The 22,029-nt window shown below is 60.7% G+C and carries 17 protein-coding genes; 14 read left to right on the top strand and 3 right to left on the bottom strand.

The features are described from left to right. Positions 1–11: 11 nt before the first annotated feature. Complete coding sequence (locus D3P04_RS12635) at positions 12–1,028, top strand: LacI family DNA-binding transcriptional regulator (protein WP_119749417.1); 1,017 nt, start codon at positions 12–14, stop codon at positions 1,026–1,028. Between the two features lie 82 nt (positions 1,029–1,110). Here the strand turns inward: D3P04_RS12635 and D3P04_RS23565 are convergent, their stop codons facing one another. Both D3P04_RS23565 and D3P04_RS23570 read right to left on the bottom strand, forming a co-directional pair. Then, on the bottom strand, positions 1,111–1,686 hold the full coding sequence (locus D3P04_RS23565; RefSeq protein WP_220475321.1) for an IS630 family transposase: 576 nt from the start codon (positions 1,684–1,686) through the stop codon (positions 1,111–1,113). Between the two features lie 16 nt (positions 1,687–1,702). Further along, on the bottom strand, positions 1,703–2,065 hold the full coding sequence (locus D3P04_RS23570) for a helix-turn-helix domain-containing protein (RefSeq protein WP_220475322.1): 363 nt from the start codon (positions 2,063–2,065) through the stop codon (positions 1,703–1,705). Between the two features lie 338 nt (positions 2,066–2,403). Here D3P04_RS23570 and D3P04_RS12645 point away from each other — a divergent pair, with 338 nt between their 5' ends. The 13 genes from D3P04_RS12645 (at position 2,404) to D3P04_RS12705 (ending at position 20,760) form a co-directional block, all read left to right on the top strand. Continuing rightward, positions 2,404–3,324 (top strand): LysR family transcriptional regulator, encoded by a 921-nt coding sequence (locus D3P04_RS12645; protein ID WP_119749419.1) that lies wholly within the window; start codon positions 2,404–2,406, stop codon positions 3,322–3,324. A gap of 278 nt (positions 3,325–3,602) precedes the next feature. Next, on the top strand, positions 3,603–5,231 hold the full coding sequence (locus D3P04_RS12650; protein WP_119749421.1) for an amidohydrolase: 1,629 nt from the start codon (positions 3,603–3,605) through the stop codon (positions 5,229–5,231). Continuing rightward, complete coding sequence (locus D3P04_RS12655) at positions 5,228–6,169, top strand: ABC transporter permease (RefSeq protein WP_119749423.1); 942 nt, start codon at positions 5,228–5,230, stop codon at positions 6,167–6,169. Before D3P04_RS12650 ends, D3P04_RS12655 begins: the two co-directional genes overlap by 4 nt. Beyond that, the gene (locus D3P04_RS12660) at positions 6,166–7,068 is read left to right on the top strand and encodes an ABC transporter permease (RefSeq protein WP_119749425.1); all 903 of its coding nucleotides are present in this window, start codon (positions 6,166–6,168) and stop codon (positions 7,066–7,068) included. The genes D3P04_RS12655 and D3P04_RS12660 overlap by 4 nt, the downstream gene beginning before the upstream one ends. 18 nt (positions 7,069–7,086) lie before the next feature. Continuing rightward, a complete protein-coding gene (locus D3P04_RS12665) occupies positions 7,087–8,658 on the top strand; it encodes an ABC transporter substrate-binding protein (protein ID WP_119749427.1) in 1,572 nt (523 codons plus the stop codon). Positions 8,659–8,711: 53 nt separating this feature from the next. Next, positions 8,712–10,160: an amidohydrolase family protein gene (locus tag D3P04_RS12670; RefSeq protein WP_119749429.1), complete on the top strand. Its 1,449-nt coding sequence runs from the start codon at positions 8,712–8,714 to the stop codon at positions 10,158–10,160. Continuing rightward, positions 10,153–11,154, top strand: coding sequence for an ABC transporter ATP-binding protein (locus D3P04_RS12675; protein WP_220475323.1), 1,002 nt, complete (start codon positions 10,153–10,155; stop codon positions 11,152–11,154). The genes D3P04_RS12670 and D3P04_RS12675 overlap by 8 nt, the downstream gene beginning before the upstream one ends. Further along, on the top strand, positions 11,151–12,209 hold the full coding sequence (locus tag D3P04_RS12680; RefSeq protein ID WP_220475324.1) for an ABC transporter ATP-binding protein: 1,059 nt from the start codon (positions 11,151–11,153) through the stop codon (positions 12,207–12,209). The genes D3P04_RS12675 and D3P04_RS12680 overlap by 4 nt, the downstream gene beginning before the upstream one ends. Further along, positions 12,206–13,759 (top strand): acetolactate synthase large subunit, encoded by a 1,554-nt coding sequence (locus D3P04_RS12685; RefSeq protein ID WP_220475325.1) that lies wholly within the window; start codon positions 12,206–12,208, stop codon positions 13,757–13,759. Before D3P04_RS12680 ends, D3P04_RS12685 begins: the two co-directional genes overlap by 4 nt. Next, positions 13,756–15,348 carry a gamma-glutamyltransferase family protein gene (locus D3P04_RS12690; RefSeq protein ID WP_333473098.1) on the top strand — a complete coding sequence of 531 codons (1,593 nt, stop codon included), beginning with the start codon at positions 13,756–13,758 and terminating at the stop codon, positions 15,346–15,348. The genes D3P04_RS12685 and D3P04_RS12690 overlap by 4 nt, the downstream gene beginning before the upstream one ends. Before the next feature lie 529 nt (positions 15,349–15,877). Continuing rightward, positions 15,878–17,632, top strand: a complete 1,755-nt coding sequence (gene oxc, locus D3P04_RS12695) for an oxalyl-CoA decarboxylase (RefSeq protein ID WP_119749434.1) — start codon at positions 15,878–15,880, stop codon at positions 17,630–17,632. Beyond that, complete coding sequence (gene frc, locus D3P04_RS12700) at positions 17,629–18,903, top strand: formyl-CoA transferase (protein ID WP_119749436.1); 1,275 nt, start codon at positions 17,629–17,631, stop codon at positions 18,901–18,903. Before oxc ends, frc begins: the two co-directional genes overlap by 4 nt. A gap of 120 nt (positions 18,904–19,023) precedes the next feature. Further along, a complete protein-coding gene (locus tag D3P04_RS12705; RefSeq protein WP_119749438.1) occupies positions 19,024–20,760 on the top strand; it encodes a DEAD/DEAH box helicase family protein in 1,737 nt (578 codons plus the stop codon). Positions 20,761–21,295: 535 nt separating this feature from the next. Here D3P04_RS12705 and D3P04_RS12710 read toward each other — a convergent pair. Continuing rightward, positions 21,296–21,994, bottom strand: coding sequence for a TerC family protein (locus tag D3P04_RS12710; RefSeq protein ID WP_119749440.1), 699 nt, complete (start codon positions 21,992–21,994; stop codon positions 21,296–21,298). Positions 21,995–22,029 lie beyond the last annotated feature (35 nt).

Here is a 22,029-nt window from a genome sequence, read left to right on the forward strand (position 1 = left end):
GATGGGTTTTGATGGATTATTCACAGCCAGCCCGAGCGGGTATCCGCGATATTGCCCGCGCAGCGGGTGTTTCGGAAGCGACGGTTGATCGTGTTCTGCACGGCCGGCCGAATGTCCGCCCGGCTACAGCTGAGCGCGTTTTGAAGGCTGCCGCCGAAAGCCGTTATCTGCCCGAGGCCGATCTGGCGAAACTGGCCCGCAGGGACAGGAAGCGCCTGATCGTGGTGCTTCCCGGCAGTGCGAACTCATATATTCGCGGTCTCAATGCCGAATTGCGGATCTGGGCACAGACGCGGGATCGTGGCGCCCGGATCCAGAGTTTTCTGGTGGATTCGATGGAGCCGGGCGAGATGGCCCGTTGTTTGCGCCGGCTGGGGCGCAAGGCTGATGCGATTGCGTTCTTTGGTGTCGACCATCCGGTAGTGCGCGATGAGGCCGATGCGCTGGTCGATGCCGGCAAGACGGTGATGACACTGATCAGCGACGTCACCGGCTGCCGGCGACAGGCATATATCGGCATCGACAATCTGGCCGCGGGACGGACAGCAGCCTTTCTGATGGCCCGCGCCGCGCCGCCCGGGGGCGGCAAGGTGGCAGTGGTCGCCGCCACCCGCCATTATCGCGCCCATGTCGAGCGGGAGCTTGGCTTTCAGGAACTGATCCAGCGTGATTGGCCGCATCTGCAATTCGCCGGCACGGTCGAAGGGCAGGACGATCCGCAGATCAACGCCCGGCTTACCGCCGAATTGCTGGAAAGATCGCCCGATCTGATCGGTATCTACAATGTCGGAGGATCATCCGAGGGGATCGGGGCGGAACTGCGTCGTCGCACGAATACGGGACGTGTCCAGCTGATTGGCCACGGCCTGAGCCCGGGAACCAGAAGGATGCTTTCGGAGGGCACCATGAGCGCCGTACTGACACAACGAAGCCAGACTTTGCTTGAAGTCATGGTTGATCAACTGCACAAGGTCGCGGCACCCACATTTCTGCCGCTTCAATTCGTCTTTCCGACCAACCTGCCATGACCGGCCCCGCAGACGCCGGTGCCGTGGCGATGCCTATGGCAGAGCAAAGATCGGGCAGACAAGGGCTTAGAGCGTGTCGCGTTTAATCGGTTCTGTATCCTGCGGCGTTGAAGAAGTTGTAGCATTCTTCGTCGGTGAAGAGGTCACACACATGGCCGACAGCCTGCCAAAGCTCATCATATGTCCGAGCGGCCGCTTTCCTGATCAGCGCCTTGAGTTTTGAGAACGCCATTTCAATGGGGTTCAGATCGGGGCTGTAGGGCGGCAGGAACAGGAACCACGCACCGATGTCCTGCATGGCGCGGGCAGCACCGGGACTTTTGTGACTGGACAGGTTGTCGAGGATTACGACGTCGCCCTCGCGCAGCGTCGGCACCAGTTGGGTTTCTACATAGAGGTGGAACATCTCGCTGTTCATCGCCCCGGAGATCACCCACGGCGCGTCCAGCCGGTCATGCCGCAGGGCACCGATAAAGGTCTGGGTTCGCCAGTGCCCGAATGGGGCGTGATCGACCAGGCGCTGTCCGCGCGGCGCCCAACCGGTGGTCTTGGCCATGTTGGTCTTCACCGAGGTTTCGTCGATGAAGGCCAGTCTTTCCAGATGCCTGGCCATGAAGGGCTGGCGCCTGGCGATCCAGATGCGGCGCAGGTCGGCCACATCCTGGCGCTTCTGTTCAAGCGCCTGAAGGTCTTTTTTTGTGTGACAGCCCAAGCCTGAGCAGCAGCCGGCCGACCGAGGAGCGATGCACTGTCAGCCCATGTTCCGCGCCCAGCTCTGCCGTCAACTCGTCGATCGTCAGATCGGGCTGCGCCGCAATCCGGTCGCGCACCCAATCCTTGACGTCGCTCAGCTTGCCGCGCCCGGGATTGCCCTGCGGCTTCGGCGCAAGCGCCCCGGTCTCGCGCTTGAGCCGCACCATGTCGTTGACGAACTTGATCGAAACGCAAAGCCGCCGGGCCGTTTCGGTATGCGTGTTTCCCTGCTCGACGAGTGCAACGGCGCGGTCCCGGAGCTCAATAGGATGCGGTCTGCCCATCTCTGACCCCCATATCTGCCTCGACGGCAGGGAATCACAGATAGAACGCCATGGAAATCCCGAATCCGATCAGGACCGACACGCTCTAAGCAGGCAAGGGCTTGAAACGTCATCTCGAAAATGCGCGTCCGAACCGTCCGGAAACACCGCTTGCAGAACCAATCGGCGGCAGCCTAAACTCGAACAGAATCCGAAACAGAACCCCCGTTCCCAGACAGCCTATGCGTTCCGGAAAACTCTGATGACGGACAGTTCCGACCGCCCCTGCATCCTGATCCGACGAGACAGGAAGTCGGCGCAGGCTTCACCGCCTCCCAGCCCTTGCCAGGAAAAGCACCATGCGCATCGATCGACGAAACGACCTGGACCTGCGTCTTGTAGAGTCATTCGTTGCGGTTATGGAGCGGGGGACGACGCCGGCGGCCGCCGAATATCTGGGACTGTCGCAATCCGCGGTCTGGAATGCGATCCGAAGCTTTGAAGCCCAGCTTGGCGTCACGCTTTTCCAGCGCCGGGGGCGGCGGTTGGAGCCAACGGACGAGGGAAGGCTGATCTATGATGATCTTCGGCCACTGATCGGAGTTCTTGATGATCTTTCGAAACGTCTGCATGCGCTCAAGCACAGGAAACGCGGGCGAATTCGGATCTTCGCGAGTCCGCCGATGGGGCATGCCGTGCTGCCGCCGGCATTGCTGCGTGCCGTCGCCGGTTGCGAGGGTCTGGATGTCGAAGTCACCGTTCAGGAGCCCGAAAGGGTCAGGCATTCGGTCGAACTCGGCCTCGCGGATCTGGGGCTGGCGATGGGTCAGCTGGAGAATCCGGGTGTCCAAACCAGACGATTGGGCGAAGCCGAACTTGTCGCCATCCTGCCACGGGACCACCTGCTGACCATGCGGGCCGTGCTGGGGCCTTCGGATCTGGCTAAATATCCGGTGATCGGTATCGGGCCGGTTCTGTCCACTCTGGTCGTCGGCGCTTTCGCCCAACAGGGCATCCGCTATGAGCCGCGGCTTGAAACGGCTCAGGCGCAGACCGCCTGTGCGATGGTCAATGCTGGACTGGGCGTTGCGGTGGTCGATCCATATACGGCAACCCTGTCCGCCGGCCTTGGCATCGTCACCCGCAAATTCGCGCCGGTCACGCGGGTCGCCGCGATTGCCATGTTACCCGAAGCCGCCGAACCGAATGAGATGATGAGCCTGCTGCTTGAACATCTTGCCGCGACCGTCGCCGAAATGGAGCCGGTCGGCTGGGGCTGAAGACATCATGAAATCTTCTTAAAAATTATCAAATCTTAATAATAATTCATAAGCTCATGCACAAGGATGAGACAGCGATCGGATCGCTGCAGGATAACATAATATATTTCAATAAATTAAAAGTTTATTGCTTAATATTTTAGCTGCGTCGCAGCAAGGCTCTGGTTTTCGTTGACGGATCAGCGGCGCCCCCGCGTATCATGGACCCATACAAATAACATGATCGGATCGGAGGGCGGAATGAACCCGGCAACCACGGTGATCCAGCGGTGCGTCTCATGAGTGATCACGCTGATTTTCTGCTCATGAATGGCAGGATCTGGAAGGGCTTGGGACTTGGATTCGCAGAGGCGCTGGCCTGCAGGCAAGGAAAGGTTCTTGCGACGGGCACGGATGCCGAAATCATGGCGCTTGGCGGGCCGGATACGCGCGTTATCGATCTGAACGGGCGATTGGCGACTCCGGGGCTGAACGACGCGCATCTGCATCTGCACATGTATGGGCTGGCCATGGCCGAGGTCGATTTGCGTCCCAAATCCGCGCCTACGCTGACGGCCCTGCTTGATGCGCTGCGGACCAAAGCGGCCGACACGCCGAAAGGGGAATGGATCACCGGCCGCGGTTACGATCATTTCAAGCTGGAGACCGGCCGCCATCCTTACCGCGAAGAGCTGGACGAGGCTTGTCCCGATCACCCGGTCTATATCGTGCGCACCTGCGGGCATCTGGCCGTCGCCAACAGCGCGGCGCTTGAGCTGGCGGGCATTACCGACGACACGCCGTCTCCGGAAGGCGGGCTGATCGAACGGCAGAATGGCCGGCTGACCGGTCTGCTGGCTGAAACCGGACGCGGGGCGGTCACCGCCGTGCTGCCCGAACTTACCGTCGAGATGCTGATCGACGCCATCGAACGCGGCGGCAGGGACCTGCTGTCTTACGGCATCACCTCTTGCATGGAGGCCGCTATCGGCATCCGTGAGGGCTGGCCCGAGATGGAGGCCTATCTGGCCGCGAAACAGCAGGAACGGCTGCCGTTGCGCGTCTATGGCTGCATCATGGGCGACAAGACGCGCTCGATTCTGGAAAAGGCGACCGAAGCGGGCATGATCACCGGTACGGGTGACGAGATGTTCCGCCACGGACCGGTCAAGATCTTTACCGATGGCAGCGCGGGCGGGCGCACCGCGGCGATGACCTGGCCCTATCTTGGCGGCGATCCCGAGGACAAGGGGCTGCTTTGCATCCCGGATCAGGCAGAGCTGACCGGCATGGTCGTGGCGGCCCATCGGGCGGGCTACCAGATGGCCATTCATGCCATCGGCGATGCCGCGATCGATCAGGTGCTGGAGGCCTATGAGGCGGCTCTGGCCGATATGCCGGTTGCCGACCGCCGTCATCGGATCGAACATTGCGGATGGCTGCGCCCCGATCAGATGCAGCGGATGATCGACATGCATATCATCCCGGTGCCTCAGCCGTCATTCCTCTATTGGTTTGGCGATCTCTACTGCACCGTGGCGGAACAGGAGCGGGTCGAGGCGTCGCATCCGATGCGGACCTGGATCGAGGCGGGGCTGAACCCATCGGCTTCGACCGATTGCCCGGTGACCGAGGTCGACCCGATGCCGGTGATCTACAACATGGTCACGCGCAAGACCTCGAACGGCACGGTTCTGGGCCCCGAACACCGGCTGAGCATGGAAGAGGCGCTGCATGCCTATACCGGTGCCTCTGCCTATGCCTCGCATGAAGAGACGATAAAGGGGCGGCTGGAACCCGGTCAGCTTGGCGATATCGCGGTGTGGGAGCGCGATCTCTTCACGATCGATCCCGATCAGATCACCGCAACGCGCTGCGATATGACGATCCTTGGCGGGCGGGTCGTTCACGAGCGGGAAGGACAATGATCGAAACGATCCTCAACCGGATACTGGTATCCATCCCGGTTCTGTTCGGCGTGCTGTTCCTTGGTTTCGCCCTCGTTCAGCTTGCCCCCGGCGATCCCGCGCGGGTGCAGGCCGGGCCAACCGCGCCACCCGAGGTGGTCGAACAGATCAGGGCGGAAATGGGGCTCGATCAACCGGTGATCGTGCAATTCGGCAAATATATGGAGCGGCTCGCGCATGGTGATCTGGGCCGTTCGCTGATCTCGAACAAATCCGTCACAAGCGAGCTTGCCGCGGCAATCGTTCCGACGATCGAGCTGATGGTGGCCAGTCTGTTCTGGTCGATCCCGCTTGGTATCGCGATGGGAACGCTGGCGGCGGTCTGGCGCGGCTCGCTTTTCGACCGTTTCATCATGGCGATTTCGGTTGCGGGCGTATCTCTGCCGATCTTCTTCATCTGCCTGATCCTGATCCAGTTCCTGGGTGTCAAATTTCCACTCTTTCCGTTTATCGGGCGGGGCGGGCCGCTTTGGACGATGGAAGGGCTGCGCCATATCGCATTGCCCGCATTGTCGCTTGGGTTGATCTTTATCGGGCCGGTGTCGCGCATGACCCGCTCTTCGGTGCTCGAGGTGCTGCGGCTGGACCATGTTCGCACCGCCCGTGCAAAGGGGCTGCCCGAAAGGCAGGTCATCCTGCGCCACGGGCTTCGCAACGCCTTGATCCCCGTCGTCACGCTGGTCGGCTTGCAGATCGGTTATCTTCTGGGCGGCGCGGTCGTGACCGAAACGATCTTTTCCTATCCCGGCATCGGCAGGCTTGCCGTGGGCGCAATCCTGTCATCGGATTTCCCTTTGACGCAGGGCACCATCCTTGCCCTGGCAGTGGGGTTCATCCTCGTCAACCTCATCGTCGACATTCTCTATACCCAGCTTGATCCGAGGGCGCAGAAAACATGACCGCAACCGGGACAGAAGGCGGCGACCAGACGATCCTGCCCGAAGCGCCAGCCCCGCGCCGCGCGTGGTGGCGGGCATTGCTGCGCGATCGTGCGGCGGCCCCCGCCATGCTGTTGCTTGCCGCGATCGTGCTGGCGGCGATCCTGGCACCGTGGATCGCACCCCATGATCCCAGCGCGAATTCGCGGGCGGTCATGCAGCCCCCCGCATGGACAGAACGCGGAACATGGGAATATCTGCTGGGGACCGACAGTCAGGGACGCGATATCCTGTCGCGCGTCCTTTACGGAACACGGCTGACATTGCTGATCGGCCTCGTGGCGGTCGGGATCGGCGGCATCATCGGTTCGGCTCTCGGTTTGTTGTCCGCGATGTATCGCCGGATCGACCCGTGGATCATGCGGCTCAACGACATGATGCTGTCATTTCCCGCGATTCTGCTGGGGCTTGCGCTGGTTGCAGTGGCGGGGACCGGGGTCCTGCCGGTTATCGTCGCGCTTGGTATCGCATCGATCCCGGATTGCGCGCGGATTGCCAGATCCATCGGCATCGGCGTGATGGGACAGGAATATATCGAGGCCGGACGCGCCGTCGGCCTGTCGGATCTGGCGATTTTCCGGCGTTACCTGCTGCGCAACTCGATCTCTTCGATCATGATCTTTCTCAGCCTGCGTTTCGGGCAGATCATCCTGATCGGCGCGGCGCTGAGCTTTCTGGGGCTTGGGGCACAGGCGCCTGCCTCGGAGCTGGGGATGATGGCGGCGCAGGGGCGCGACACGCTGCTGTTCGCGCCGCATATCGCCACGATCCCCTCGGTTGTGATCTTCGTTATCGTGCTATGCGCGAATATCACCGGCGATGCATTGCGCGATGTTCTGGACCCTCGCCTTCAAACATAAACAACAGGGAAGCCCATCATGAAGAAATCATTGCTTTACGGAGCCATCGCGCTGGCGTTGGCGCTGCCGGCCTCTGCGCAGGAGATCAACATCGTGCGCGAAGTGGACAGCAACAATTACGATCCGCATAAATCGACCGCACGATCCGCCTCGGAAGTGCTGTTCATGCTGGGCGATACATTGGTGTCGCTTGAACCCGACATGAGCACCCTCACCGACGGGCTGGCAAAAGACTGGGAGGTATCGGATGACGGGCTCACCTATACTTTCCATCTGAAAGACGGAATCAAGTTCTGCGACGGTCGGGAAATGACCGCCGAGGATGTCGTTTATTCGTTCGAACGCTGGATCGATCCGGAAACGAATTCGCCGGTGGCCTGGCGCGCGGGCGAGGTCAAGAGCATCACTGCCCCGGATCCCAAAACCGTCAAATACGAGTTGGAGGCGCCGTTCTCCGAATTGTTGTATCAGCTGACGCAAAGCTTTGCGACGGTGGTCGACAAGAACAATGTCGAGGAACTTGGAGACGATTTCGGGGTAACGGGGTTCAACGGGACCGGCCCTTTCTGCTGGCAGGAATGGCTGCCACGCGACCGGCTGACCATGACCCGGCATGAGGAATACAACTGGGGCCCCGGATTCTACGAGAACAAGGGCGCTCCGCATATGGCCGCGATCACCTGGCAGATCGTGCCCGAAGGCAATACCCGGACGGTGGCATTGATGACCAATCAAAGCCAGATCACGCAATATATTCCCGCCATCGCCCTGAAGCAGGTGCAACAGGCCCCGACCCTTGAGATGGTTCGCTCGGACGCGGCATTCTGGACCTATTTCATCGGTTTCAAGATCGACAAGCCGTCGGTCGAGGATCCGGCAGTGCGCAAGGCGATCAATCTTGCCGTCGATCAGGAGGCACTGGCCCGCGATATCATGTTCGACGAGGTGACCCCCGCTTACAGCTATATTTCCGAGAATGCCCTCGACTGGGACAAATCTCTGGAAGACAAGCTGCTGCGCTATGATCCGGAAGAGGCGAAAAGGATCCTCGACGAGGCGGGCTGGATGCCTGGATCGGACGGGGTTCGCGAAAAGGATGGCGTAAGACTGGCGCCGGTTGCCTATATCCAGGGTGGTTCAACCTGGCAGGGCCTTGCCGAATTCGTACAGGCCGAGCTGCTGAAAGTCGGGATCGGGATGCAAATCCAGACCTTCGACGCCACCGTCTTCTGGGGCAAGATTTCCACGCAGGAATTCGACATGTTCGGCATGAGCTATCCCTATATTTCGGCGGGGGACGCCCTGAACCTTTATTTCCTGTCCGGGAACATCCCGACACCGAACCGGATGAACTGGAACGATCCGGAAACCGATGAATGGCTGGCCGAAGGGCGTCACGCGACCGACGACAATACCCGTGCCGAAGCCTATGCCAAGGTGCTTAACAAGGTGCATGACGCCGCTGTCTGGCTGCCGCTTTATCACGAGCCGATGACCATCGTGCAATCCGCGGAACTGGAGACGGTCGTGCCGCATAACATCTATGGCGCGGGTCTCTACAAAGGGCTGGACTTGAAGTTCCGGGAATAACGGATCCGGCGGGGCGTTGCTGCGCGCCCCGCCTCTGACAACAGGAGGCTTGAATGGACAGTGCAGAAGTCACCGTTATCCGGAAGGCGGACTGGATTATCGGCTGGGACGGGAAATCGAACCGCCATAATTTCCTTCGCGGGCAGGATGTCGCCTTTGCGGATGACCGGATCTTGCAGGTCGGCGGGCGCTATGAAGGTCCGGCTACGCGCGAAATCCCCGGCGCGGGGCGGCTTGTCGCTCCGGGGCTGGTGGATATCCATTCGCATCCGCTTTCCGAGCCGCTGAACAAGGGTTTCCTGGATGAGCTGGGAAGTCCCGGGCTGTATCAAAGCTCGCTTTACGAATTCATGCCGCTGTTCGGTGCCGATGACGAAGGACGCCTTGCCTGCACCGAGGTCGCGCTGTCCGAACTGATGCTGTCGGGGGTGACGACGCTGGTCGATCTGTCGGTGCCCTATGATGGCTGGCTTGATTTGCTGTCGCGCTCGGGTCTGCGGGCTGTGGCGGCGCCGATGTATCGCTCGGCCAGATGGTTCACCAGGGACGGCCATGTCACCGAATACGAATGGGACAAGGCGGGCGGCGAAGCGGCAATGGCGGCGGCGATGGAGGTCATCGACAGGGCGGCGGCAGATCCCTCGGGTCGCCTGTCAGGCATGATCGCTCCTTCGCAGATCGACACCTGCACGCCCGAACTGATCCGCGACAGCCATGCCGAGGCGGTCCGTCGCGGTCTGAAGATGCAGATCCACGCCGCGCAATCGGTTGTCGAGTTTCACGAGATCACCAGACGCCACGGCAGGACTCCGATCGAGTGGCTGGACGATCTCGGCGTGCTGGACGATACGACCATCATCGGTCACGGCATCTTTCTGAACGATCATCCCTGGGTGCATTGGCCTCAGGCGCAGGATCTGGACCGGCTGGCAAGATCGGCCGCGTCGGTCGCCCATTGCCCCACGGTTTTCCAGCGTCGCGGGATCGCCCTGCGCAGCTTTGGCCGCTATCGCCGCGCCGGTATCCCGATGGGGATCGGCACCGATACCTATCCCCATAACATGCTGGAAGAGATGCGCCATGCATTGATCAATTCCCGCCTGATGAGCGGCGATGTCTTCGATCTGCGCACCTCGGATGTCTTTGACGCGGCCACGGTCGGCGGTGCCGCGATCATCGGGCTTGAGGATATCGGGCGGCTGGAGGCCGGAGCCAAGGCGGATCTGCTGATCGCCGATGTGACTCACCCGGCCATGCGGCCTGTCCGCGATCCACTGCGCTCGTTGATTTACGTGGCAGGGGAACGGGCGGTGACCGATGTCTTTATCGATGGCCGTCAGGTGGTCGCGGATGGTCAGGTCGCGGCATTCGATCTTCCCGCCGCGCTGGACCGGCTGGAAGCTGCCCAGCGCCGGGCGGAAAAGGCGTTTACGTCAAAAGACTATGCCGGCAGGTCACATCTGGCCGCATCACCGTTATCCTACGAGCTTGCCGATGGCTGACCCGGTCCTGTCGCTGCGTGATCTCGACGTGCGGTTCAACTCGGACGGGCATCAGCTGCGGGTGGTGAACGGCGTCGGTTTCGATCTGATGGCGGGCCAGACGCTGGGACTTGTCGGGGAATCGGGCTGCGGGAAAAGCGTGACCTCGCTGGCGATCATGCGGTTGTTGGCCAGTCCGCCGGCAGAGATTGCGGGCGGCGAGGTGATCTTCGAGAACCGCGATCTGCTGAAACTCTCGAAGCGCGAGATGCGCGAGCTACGGGGCGGCCGCATGGGCATGATCTTTCAGGAGCCGATGACGAGCCTGAACCCCGTTTATACCTGTGGCAGCCAGATCATCGAAAGCCTCAGGCGGCATTCCGGGCTTACCGGCAAGGCGGCGCGTGAGCGCGCGATAGAGCTGCTGGAGACCGTTCGCCTTCCCTCGCCCGAGAAGCGGGTGGATGATTATCCGCATCAGCTTTCGGGCGGGCAGCGGCAAAGGGTGATGATCGCTCTGGCGCTGGCCAATGATCCCACCGTGCTGATCGCCGACGAGCCGACGACCGCGCTGGACGTGACGATTCAGGCGCAGATCCTCGATCTGCTGCGCGACCTACAAGAGCGCACCGGAACGGCGGTTCTGCTGATCACCCATGATCTTGGCGTCGTGGCCGAGACCTGTCAGGCAGTGGTCGTCATGTATGCCGGGACAGTCGTCGAACGTGGCGATGTCAGCTCGATCTTTGCCGATCCGCAGCATCCCTACACGGTTGGCCTGATGGCGGCGGTTCCGCGAATGGATGCGATTCAGGGCCGGCTGACGGCAATTCCCGGCTCGGTTCCGCCGCCATGGGAACGGGTGGTCGGGTGTCGCTTCGCGCCAAGATGCCCGCTGGCGGACGACCGCTGCCGCAATGAACGCCCCGCCCTGCGAGAGATCGCCCCGGGGCATGAGATCGCCTGCTGGAAAGCACCCATCGAAGGCGTCTCTGCGACAGGAGGACAATCATGACGGCACTGCTGAGGACCGAGGGGCTGACCAAGCATTTTCCCGTTCGGCGCGGCACCTTGCGCAGGCAGGCCGGGACGGTGCAGGCGGTGACGGATGTGAGTTTCCAGCTTGATGCGGATGAGACGCTGGCCATCGTCGGCGAATCCGGCTGCGGAAAATCGACGCTTGGGCGCGCGCTGCTGCGTCTGCACGAACCCAGTGGCGGCAAGGTCTGGTTGAAGGACATGGATATCACCGCACTGAACCATCAGGGTCTGCGCGAAGCGCGAAAGCATATGCAGATCATCTTTCAGGATCCGTTCGGTTCGCTCAACCCGCGCATGACGGTGCGCGAAACGCTGTCCGAACCATTGTTGCTGCACGGGCTGGCGACATCCGCCACCGTCCGCGCCGAGACGGATCGGCTGATCGATCTGTGCGGGCTGGCACGCTGGCACGCAGAGCGCTATCCGCATGAATTCTCGGGGGGGCAGCGGCAGCGGGTCGGCATCGCACGCGCACTCGCCACCCGCCCGATGCTGATCGTCTGCGACGAGCCGGTCTCGGCACTCGATGTCTCGGTTCAGGCGCAGATCGTCAATCTGTTGCAGGATTTGCAGCGCGAACTTGGGATGGCCTATGTTTTCATCAGTCACGATCTGGCCGTCGTGCGCCATATCGCCCGGAAGGTCGCGGTCATGTATCTTGGGCGGATCGTAGAGGAGGCGACGACCGAAGCCCTGTTCACGTCTCCGCGCCATCCATATACCCGCATGCTGATCGATTCGGCTCCGCGTCCGGATCCGACGGCGCTGCGGCACAAGGCTTCCGCCAAGGGCGGCACACCAAGCGCCCTGGCCATGCCCTCGGGCTGCGCTTTCCATCCTCGCTGCGTGCTTGCCGACGACCGTTGCCGTACGATACGGCCTGAATTGCGGCAAGTTGGTCAATCCCGCGTGGCCTGTCATTTTGCCGAGACGGCGATCAGTGACAATGTTGTCCCCACCAGGGCGGACAGCCCGGCATTGATGCGCCGGTTGGCGGTTCTGGAACAGGCAAGGGCAGGACAGAAATGAAGGATCAGACAGCCATGAACGGCGCGGAAAGCTTGGTGCGCAGCCTTAGCGCAGGAGGGGTCGAGGTTTGCTTCGCCAATCCCGGAACCTCCGAGATGCAATTCGTCGATGCGCTTGACCGGACGCGCCTGATGCGCTGCGTGCTGGGGCTTTTCGAAGGGGTCGTCTCGGGTGCGGCCGATGGCTATGCGAGGATGGCGGGCAAACCGGCGGTGACGTTGCTGCATCTGGCGCCGGGTCTGGCGAATGCCGGAGCAAATCTGCACAACGCCAAAAAGGCGCGTTCGCCGATGCTGAATATCGTCGGTAACCATACTTTGCGGCATCTGCGCTATGATGCACCACTGACGGCTGACGTGCCGGCGACGGCTTCCGTCTTTTCCGACTGGGTCCGCACGGCACAGACCGCGGATACGATCGCACGGGACGCGATCGAAGGACTGGCCGTCGCAACCGGCCATCCGGGCCGCATCGCTACCCTGATCGCACCGGCCGATATTGGTTGGCAGGAGGGCGGGGTGATCGCCCCGCCGATGCAGCCGCACGGGCCGCGCGCGCTGGATCCGCAGGTCATCGCCCGCGCCGTGTCCGCGCTTGGTCCCGATGCACTTATCCTGTGCGGAGGAACGGTGCTGGAGGATCCCGCCTCCACCCGGCTTCTGGCAGGGATCGCCAGACAGACCGGCGCGAAGCTGATGGCGCCGGGATCGAACCGCCGGATCGAGCGCGGGGCAGGACGGGCGAATATTCCGCGCATTCCCTATCCCATCGACATGGCGATCGAACAGCTTGCTCCGTTTCGCCGCGCAGTGCTGATCGAGGCGCAGCCCCCGGTGGCTTTCTTCGCCTATCCCAACCGGCCCAGCCTGTTGCTGCCCGAGGCATGCGAAGTCATCCAGCTTGCCGAATTCGATCAGGACGGCAGAGCGGCGGTACAGGCATTGGCCGACAGTATCGGCGCAAAATCCGCGCGCCTGACGGACCCGCCCCGCGCCGAAATTCCGCAAGCCGGACCGTTACAGGATCTCGCCCTGTCGGCGGCCATTGCCTCGGCGCTGCCCGAAGGGGCGATCATCATCGATGAAAGCCTGACCAGTGCCAATCAGGTCGACAGCATGTCGGCCGGGGCGCCTCCGCATTCCTGGTTGTCGATCACCGGTGGCGCGATCGGGATCGGCCCGCCTCTCTCTGCCGGGGCGGCGGTCGCCTGTCCCGATCGGCCGGTGATCGCGCTGCAGGCCGATGGCTCGGCCATGTATACGCTGCAGGCATTGTGGACACAGGCGCGCGAGGGCCTGAATGTCACCACCATCATTTTCGCCAATAAAAGCTATGACCTTCTGAAACACGAGCTGTTCAAGGTAGGCGCCAATCCCGGCCCCGACGCCCTGAACCTGCTGGATCTGCGGCGGCCCGAGCTTGACTTCATATCACTCGCTGCGGGTATGGGCGTACCGGGCCGCCGGGTCGATTGCGCAGCCGAGTTGCACCGTACCCTGTCAGACGCGGTTATCGAACCCGGCCCATTCCTGATCGAGGCAATCCTGTGACCCATTTCGACTTTCTTTCCGGACGACGCCCGCCAAGCTATGCCAGCCGGGCGATGATCGCGACCTCGCATCCCCTGTCCACCTCAGCAGGGCTTGCCGTTCTGTCCGAAGGGGGCAATGCGGTCGATGCGGCGATTTGCGCCTGCGCGGTCCAATGCGTCACGGATACGCATATGACCGGGATCGGCGGAGATTGCTTCGTGCTGTATGCACCTGCAGGCGGCGGGGTTCGGGCGTTGAACGGATCGGGCATGGCCCCAGCCGCGGCCTCTCCGGAGGCGCTGCGGGCAAAAGGGATCACCGAACTGACCCAGACAAGCCCGCATTCGATTACCATCCCGGGTGCGATCTCGGCATGGTGTCTGCTGCATGACGAATACGGGACATTGCCGCTTGACCGGCTGTTCGCTCCGGCGATCCGCTATGCGGAGGAAGGATTTCCGATCACCGCCCGGGTGGCGCGTGACTGGGCGGCCGTTGGCGACAGCCTGCAACCGGGCGATCACGCCGCGCGTCTGTTCCTGCCCGATGGTCGCGCCCCGCAGGCCGGTACGGTACTGCGCCAGCCTCTGCTTGGCGCAAGACTGCGCGAGATTGCGTCAAAGGGCGCCGCAGCGTTCTATACGGGCGAAACCGCCGCGAAAATGTGCCGCTATCTGCAGGGATTGGGCGGACTGCACAGCGATCAGGATTTTCATGATTCACTGTCGGTCGCGCGATGGGAAGACCCAATCTCGGCGTCTTATCGCGGCTGCGAGATTCTGGAATGCGGACCGAATGGTCAGGGGCTGGCTGCGCTTCTGATCCTGCGGATCCTCGAAGGCTTCGACATGGGACCGCAGGTTTCGCAAGCGGATCGCATCCATCTTCTCGCCGAGGCGACCAAGCTTGCCTATCATCACCGCGATGCATTGATCGCCGATCCGGCATATTGCGAAGGACTGGCAGCGCAATTGCTATCGGACGAGGTGATCGAAACGCTTCGGGCGCGCATAGATCCCAGGCGGGCGGGTAAGCCGGCCCTGTGGACCGAGCCCGAGCACAGGGATACGATTTATCTTTGCGTGGTCGATGCGGAAGGCAACGCGATTTCCTTTATCAATTCTATCTTTCACGCATTCGGGTCGACACGGCTCGACCCTGAGACCGGTATATTGTTCCACAGCCGGGGCTTGTCCTTCAGTCTCGACCCGTCGCATCCGAATGCCATCGGGCCGGGCAAGCGCCCGATGCATACGATCATTCCGGGAATGCTGCGGGAAAACGGCCGGGTGACGATGCCATTCGGAGTCATGGGCGGGCATTATCAGGCAGCCGGTCACGCGGGTTTCCTGTCGGCGGTTCTGGATCGCGGGCTGGATATCCAGTCTGCGATGGAAGAGCCGCGCAGCTTTGCCTTCGACGGCGAGTTGCAGATCGAGCCCGGATTGCCGGATCGTGTCTGTCGGGAACTGGAAGAGCGCGGCCACCGTCTTTCAGTGCTGGACGGACCGCTCGGAGGGTCTCAGGCGATCCGGATAGACCGCGAAACGGGAGTGCTGACAGGCGCGTCCGACAGCCGCAAGGATGGAATGGCTGCGGGGTATTAACAAGCGTCGACCGAGAGGCAACCATCCCGACGGACTGACCTGTATCGCTACTTAACACATTCATAAAATCTGAATTGCATTTGTGCATATCTGCACTGATGGCCAGATAACGGCAAAATATCCCGGCCCTTGTGTTAGGTGATGATGGCGCCGTCATCTTCCCTGGTTGGGAAGCCTGCCGTCATTCGGATTGACGATGCCTTGCATTGCCCATGCCTGCCACGGACCGGACAGGGTTATGCAGCTTCGTTTCCGAAAGCGATAACTCCCGGCCTTGACGCAATTTCCGCATCCTTCCAGCACGAACATCCTGCAGTTACCGGAAGGGCGCCGACTGCCTTCGATGCCTCTTGTCAACAGCTGATACCAATGGGGGAGATTCAGGCGAGGTTTCGGTTGAAAGGTGGCATTGATTATGCCAGAGTTTGTCGAGGGGAGCCCCGCGGCTTTGTCGAATCAGAACCTGACGACGGCAACTGCCCTGCGGCCAAGAGACAAACGACACGTTGAACAGGAGGAGCAATAGCACATGACTGTCGTCACAAAACTCGAACCGTCCAGGGCCGATGCAGAGCCGGAACTGACGGATGGTTTTCATCTTGTCATCGATGCACTCAAGCTTAACGGTCTTACCACGATCTATGGTGTACCCGGCATTCCGATCACGGATCTGGGGCGGATGGCGCAGGCGGAAGGCATGCGCGTTATCTCTTTCCGGCACGAACAGCACGCCGGTTATGCGGCGTCGGCGGCGGGCTTTCTGACGAAAAAGCCCGGGATCTGCCTGACAGTCTCGGCGCCCGGATTCCTGAACGGTCTGACCGCGCTGGCCAATGCGACGACGAACTGCTTTCCGATGATCCTCATTTCAGGTTCCTCAGAACGCGAGGTCGTCGACCTGCAGCAGGGCGATTATGAAGAGATGGACCAGCTGGCCATCGCCAAACCGCTGTGCAAGGCCGCTTTCCGGGTTCTGCATGTCGAGGATATCGGCATCGGCATCGCGCGGGCAATCCGTGCCGCCGTTTCGGGGCGTCCGGGCGGGGTCTATCTTGACCTGCCCGCGAAACTGTTCCCGCAGGTCATCGAAAAGGAAGCCGGACGGCAATCTCTGGTCAAGGTCATTGATGCCGCGCCCGCGCAATTGCCCGCGCCGTCATCCGTCGAACGTGCTCTGGAGGTTCTGAAACAAGCCAAGCGCCCGCTGGTGATTTTCGGCAAGGGGGCAGCCTATGCCCAGGCGGATGAGGATATTCGCAGCTTCGTTGAAGAAAGCGGTATTCCCTTCCTGCAGATGAGTATGGCCAAAGGTCTGCTGCCCGATACCCACCCGCAATCCGCCGGCGCGGCGCGGTCCACCGTGCTGAAGAATGCCGATGTGGTGATGCTGGTCGGCGCACGCCTCAATTGGCTGCTGTCGCATGGCAAGGGCAAGAGCTGGGGCGAGCCGGGCTCGAAGAAATTCATCCAGATCGATATCGAGCCGAAGGAAATGGATTCGAATATCGAGATCGCCGCGCCAATCGTGGGCGATATCGGCTCCTGCATATCCGCGTTGCTCAAGGGGTTGGGCGAGAACTGGCAGAAGCCGCCCAGTGACTGGACCGACATGATCGACGCCAAAAAGGAAGAAAATGTCGCCAAAATGGCCGGGCGGCTGAAAAAGAACTCCACGCCGATGGATTTCCACGGTGCGCTTGGCGCCTTGCGCACGGTGATCAAGGAACGGCCCGACGCCATTCTTGTGAATGAGGGCGCGAATACGCTCGACCTTGCCCGCGGTATCATCGACATGTATCAGCCCCGCAAAAGGCTGGATGTCGGCACCTGGGGCGTGATGGGCATCGGCATGGGATCGGCCATCGCGGCGGCCGTCGAAACCGGCAAGCCGGTGCTTGCGATCGAGGGCGACTCGGCCTTCGGTTTCTGTGGTATGGAGGTGGAGACCATCTGCCGCTACAATCTGCCGGTCTGCGTCGTGATCTTCAACAATAACGGCATCTATCGCGGCACCGATGTCAATCCGACGGGCGGTTCGGATGTCGCCACCACTGTTTTCGTCCATAATGCCCGCTATGATCAAATGATGACAGCGTTCGGCGGAAACGGGGTGAACGTGACGACACCCGACGCGCTTTACAATGCGGTATCAGAGGCAATGGACTCGGGAAAACCCACTCTCATCAACGCGGTTATCGACCCGGCGGCCGGAACCGAAAGCGGCCGGATCGGCAATCTCAATCCACAAAGCACGGTTGGAAAAAAGGCAGGAGGCACGAAATGAAAGCTCTCGAAGGAGTCCGTATTCTCGATTTCACCCATGTTCAATCGGGCCCGACCTGCACGCAGTTGCTTGCATGGTTCGGCGCCGACGTGATCAAGGTGGAACGTCCCGGCGTGGGGGATATCACCCGCGGTCAGTTGCGGGATATTCCCGATGCGGACAGCCTGTATTTTACCATGCTCAACCACAACAAACGCTCGATCACGCTCAACACCAAGAACGAGAGCGGCAAGAAGGTTCTCGAAGAGCTGATCCGGAAATGCGATGTGATGGTCGAGAATTTCGCGCCCGGCGCGCTTGACCGCATGGGCTTCACCTGGGAGCGGATTCAGGAAATCAATCCCGCCATGATCGTGGCTTCGATCAAGGGTTTCGGCCCCGGGCCATATCAGGATTGCAAGGTCTATGAAAATGTCGCGCAATGCACGGGCGGTGCGGCATCGACCACCGGTTTCCGCGACGGCCTGCCACTGGTAACCGGCGCGCAGATCGGCGATTCCGGGACCGGGCTGCATCTGTGCCTTGGCATCGTGACGGCGCTGTACCAGCGGACCCGCACCGGCGAGGGCCAGAAGGTCTCGGCGGCGATGCAGGACGGCGTTCTGAACCTTTGCCGCGTGAAGCTGCGTGACCAGCAGCGTCTGGAGCATGGCCCGCTGAAGGAATACAGCCAATTCGGCGAAGGGGTCGAATTCGGCGATTCCGTTCCGCGCGCAGGCAATGATTCCGGCGGCGGCCAGCCCGGCCGCATCCTGAAATGCAAAGGCTGGGAAAACGATCCGAACGCCTATATCTACTTCATCACCCAGGCCCCGGTCTGGGAGGCGATCTGCGACGTGATCGGCGCGCCCGAATGGAAGACCGATCCCGATTATGCGACGCCGAACGCCCGTCTGCCGCGTCTCAATCAGGTCTTCGGCCGGATCGAGGACTGGACCCAGACCCGCGACAAGTTCGAGGTGATGGAGATCCTGAACGCGCGCGACATCCCTTGCGGGCCGATCCTGTCGATGAAGGAACTGGCGGCCGATGCGTCACTGCGGGCGACCGGCACGATCGTCGAGGTCGATCACCCGACGCGGGGCTCTTACCTGTCGGTCGGCAACCCGATCAAGCTGTCGGGAAGCCCGACCGAAGTCACCCGTTCCCCTCTGCTGGGAGAGCATACCGACGTCATCCTGCGCGAAGTGCTGCAATTCGACGAGAGCATGGTTAAGGAATTGCAGCAAAGCGGGGCGCTTGGCGATCCTGCCAAGCTTGCAGCGGAATAGGCAATCGCCCTGCTCTTCAAGACGGGCCGCCATCTGTTGCGGCCCGTCTTGTTGTCATAGGAATGCCGTATCCTTGGCAAGGCACTTCTCACGACAACCCGCAACAAAAGGCGGCAGAGAATGTCAAAACCCGATGTCAGATTCGATGCCTGGAACCCGGGTTTAAACTCGGAGCTTCCCTCGGAACTTATGCCGGCGATCACGCTTTTTCGCCCGGAAAATTCTGAAACGGGATATCACGATGCCAAACAGGCCGCTGATTTCTGCGGGCTGAAACCCGAAGAGATGATCGCATTCAAAGCCGAGCGATTGGCGATGCATGACATCCTGATCCGGGTAACGACAGAGCTTTTCGTACCCGACGGGCCGAATTACGAAGAATTGGGGATCAACCTGCGGGGCATGGCAAGCCGGATCCTGGACAACTGGATCCAGCCAAGATTACCGGAACTCGAAGCCGAATTCACCAAGCTCCGCACCCGGGTGGAACAAAGCCTGGCAGATCGCCTTGACGCGGATATATTCAAGCGGCGCGACCCGAACCCGGTTAACGACAAACCGGGGCTTTGGGGAAAGCTTTTCGGAAAAAAGCAGCCCTTGGCAAAGGCTTCAGTTCTGCCAGAACTTGCGGCGCTTTCGGAATGGCAAAGCCGTGTCGACGCGACAGATGAACCGCTGGAACAGGCATGTCTCAGGGCGTTGCTGGCTACCGTTGGCGGGATTGTCGGCCAGCGTGGCCGCCTGATGGCCGACAAGGATCTTGTGATCTCCCTGACCTCGCGACTGGTCTGCAATTCATATGGCAGCCGCATGATCAGTTCGCTGATAGAGCCCATTTTCCTGGAAGCGGTGGACAGGGAAGGATACAGATTGCTGCCTTATCAGGAGCGCCCGTTCGTCATGAATGTGAAGGGCGCCTCTGCTGCGGGCAAAAGCACGATCCGGCCGCTACAGTTGCAGCTGGCGGAACGGCTGGGCATAGATTGGAAGGATTTCGCCCTCGTCAGCCCCGATTACTGGCGCAAGTTCCTGCTGGATTACAACAGTCTGGGCGAGCATTTCAAATATGCCGCCATGCTGACCGGGCACGAGCTGGAAATCATCGACAGGAAGCTTGACAGTTACATGGAAGAAAAGGCGGCCAATTCGAATATGCCGCATTTGCTGATCGACCGTTTCCGTTTCGACAGTTTCAAACTGTCGACCAATCAGCAGACCGACGGTCGGTTGCTCAGCCGCTTCGGCCATACCGTATTCATATTCTTCATCATCACGCCTCCGACGGAAACGGTGGAGCGGGCATGGAAACGAGGTCGGGAAACCGGCCGCTACAAGGCCGTCGATGATCTGCTTTTTCACAATATCGAAGCCTATACAGGCATGCCCGAACTGTTCCTGACCTGGGTCGGCAAGAAAAGCCCCAAGGTGCATTTCGAATTTCTCGACAATAGCGTAGCTTTCGGAGAACGTCCCCGCACAGTCGCATTCGGTTGGAACGGTGAAATCACCATCCTCGATCCCGACTGCATCCGCCGGATGAATGATTACAAGCAGATCAATATCGATGCCCGATCTCCGGCAGAGGTCTATCTGGACATCGCGGACAGCCACGACATTCTGGCAACCTTCATAGAACGAATTCCGAAGGTATCCTTCATGGACAGGGATAACGGCGATCTTCTTGCGCAATTCCTTGATGGCGAATGTCAGTTCGAATCCGGGGATTTTCTGAAACATGTCGGGCTGGAAAGAATGTCGCATGAGGCGGCGGCAGGCCCATCCGGGCAAGATCAGGCGCCCGATATGACAAAGATCGATGCCGGGCGCGAGCGGCACTACACTCTCGGAGACTGGTAGAAGAAGAACATCCAGGCGCATGCCATCGATCCCGATGCCGCACTGCAACAAAAAAGGGGCCGCAAGGCCCTTTTCCTTTTGCGCGCCGGGGATTGAGGTTGATCGCTTAGCCCCTGCAAATACTGAGTATTCGCACTGATTAGGCCCGTTCTGCTGGCTTTGCTTTGTGCGCATACCCGGGTTGCGCCGGATGGTCCTACCCGTCCGGGCGGCACTCCCCTATATGCATGGCACAAACATCATGACCAGTAAAGTGTGGAGCATCATGACCTACGCAGATTCCAGACGCTACGTCCCCGCCAAACAAGAGCGCCGCGGCTTTTTCGCAGCTATTTTCAACGCTTTGCGGGCTGGTTCCGCGGTAAGAAGTGGTCGCAAGACCGCTACCGGGCCTCTTCGCTTCCACGGCTCTCCCCGGGCTTTCTGAGCCTTCGGGTTTCCTTTCCCGCCGGACCCTTGACTTGCGGTCCGGCTTCCTACCGAAAATGTTACAAATAGCTCAGGTTGGCCGGTCACCGGCCAACCTGATTTTCTGTTAGTGAACGACAACAGCGGCAGCTGCCGATTTGATGAGCGGTATAGCCGGTAGAGTATGATCCATCAGCTGGTCGGCGCCTTCGTAGAGCATCTTGACCGCGACATAAAGGATGAGGACAAGACCGACCCATCCGATCCAGCGAAAGCGATGAAGAAGACGCGCGATGAAAGTCGCGGCAAATCCCATCATGACCACCGACAGGGCAAGACCGAAGATCAGTGCTTCAATGTGGTGTTGCGCGGCCCCGGCCACAGCGAGCACATTATCGAGCGACATCGAGACATCGGCAATAATGATCTGGGTGGTTGCCTGACGTAGGGTCTTGCGTGGCGCTCCGCCGGCCACGGTGCCGTCCGCGTTCATGTCACTGTCGGACAGCGCCTCGGCCGCGCCATGCTCATCCTCGTGGGAAACGCTGAGTTCGCGATACATTTTCCAGCAAACCCAAAGCAGCAGAACGCCGCCGGCGATCAGCAGGCCACCGCCAAGTGACAAAAGCTGGGTCGTAATAAGCGCAAAGAAGATACGCATGAGCGTCGCGGCTAATATGCCGATCATGATGGCCCGCTTGCGCAATTCGGGCGGGAGGCCGGCAGCAGCCAGGCCGATAACAATCGCATTATCCCCGGCCAGTACCAGGTCGATCATGATCACTTGTAGCAGGGAAGAGATAAAACTCGGGTCGATGCCAAACATAGGCACTCCTCAAAACAGCGGCTGAGGTGTGGTGG

The sequence above is a fragment of the Paracoccus onubensis genome, from assembly GCF_003591515.1.
In the GTDB taxonomy this organism is placed as follows: domain Bacteria; phylum Pseudomonadota; class Alphaproteobacteria; order Rhodobacterales; family Rhodobacteraceae; genus Paracoccus; species Paracoccus onubensis.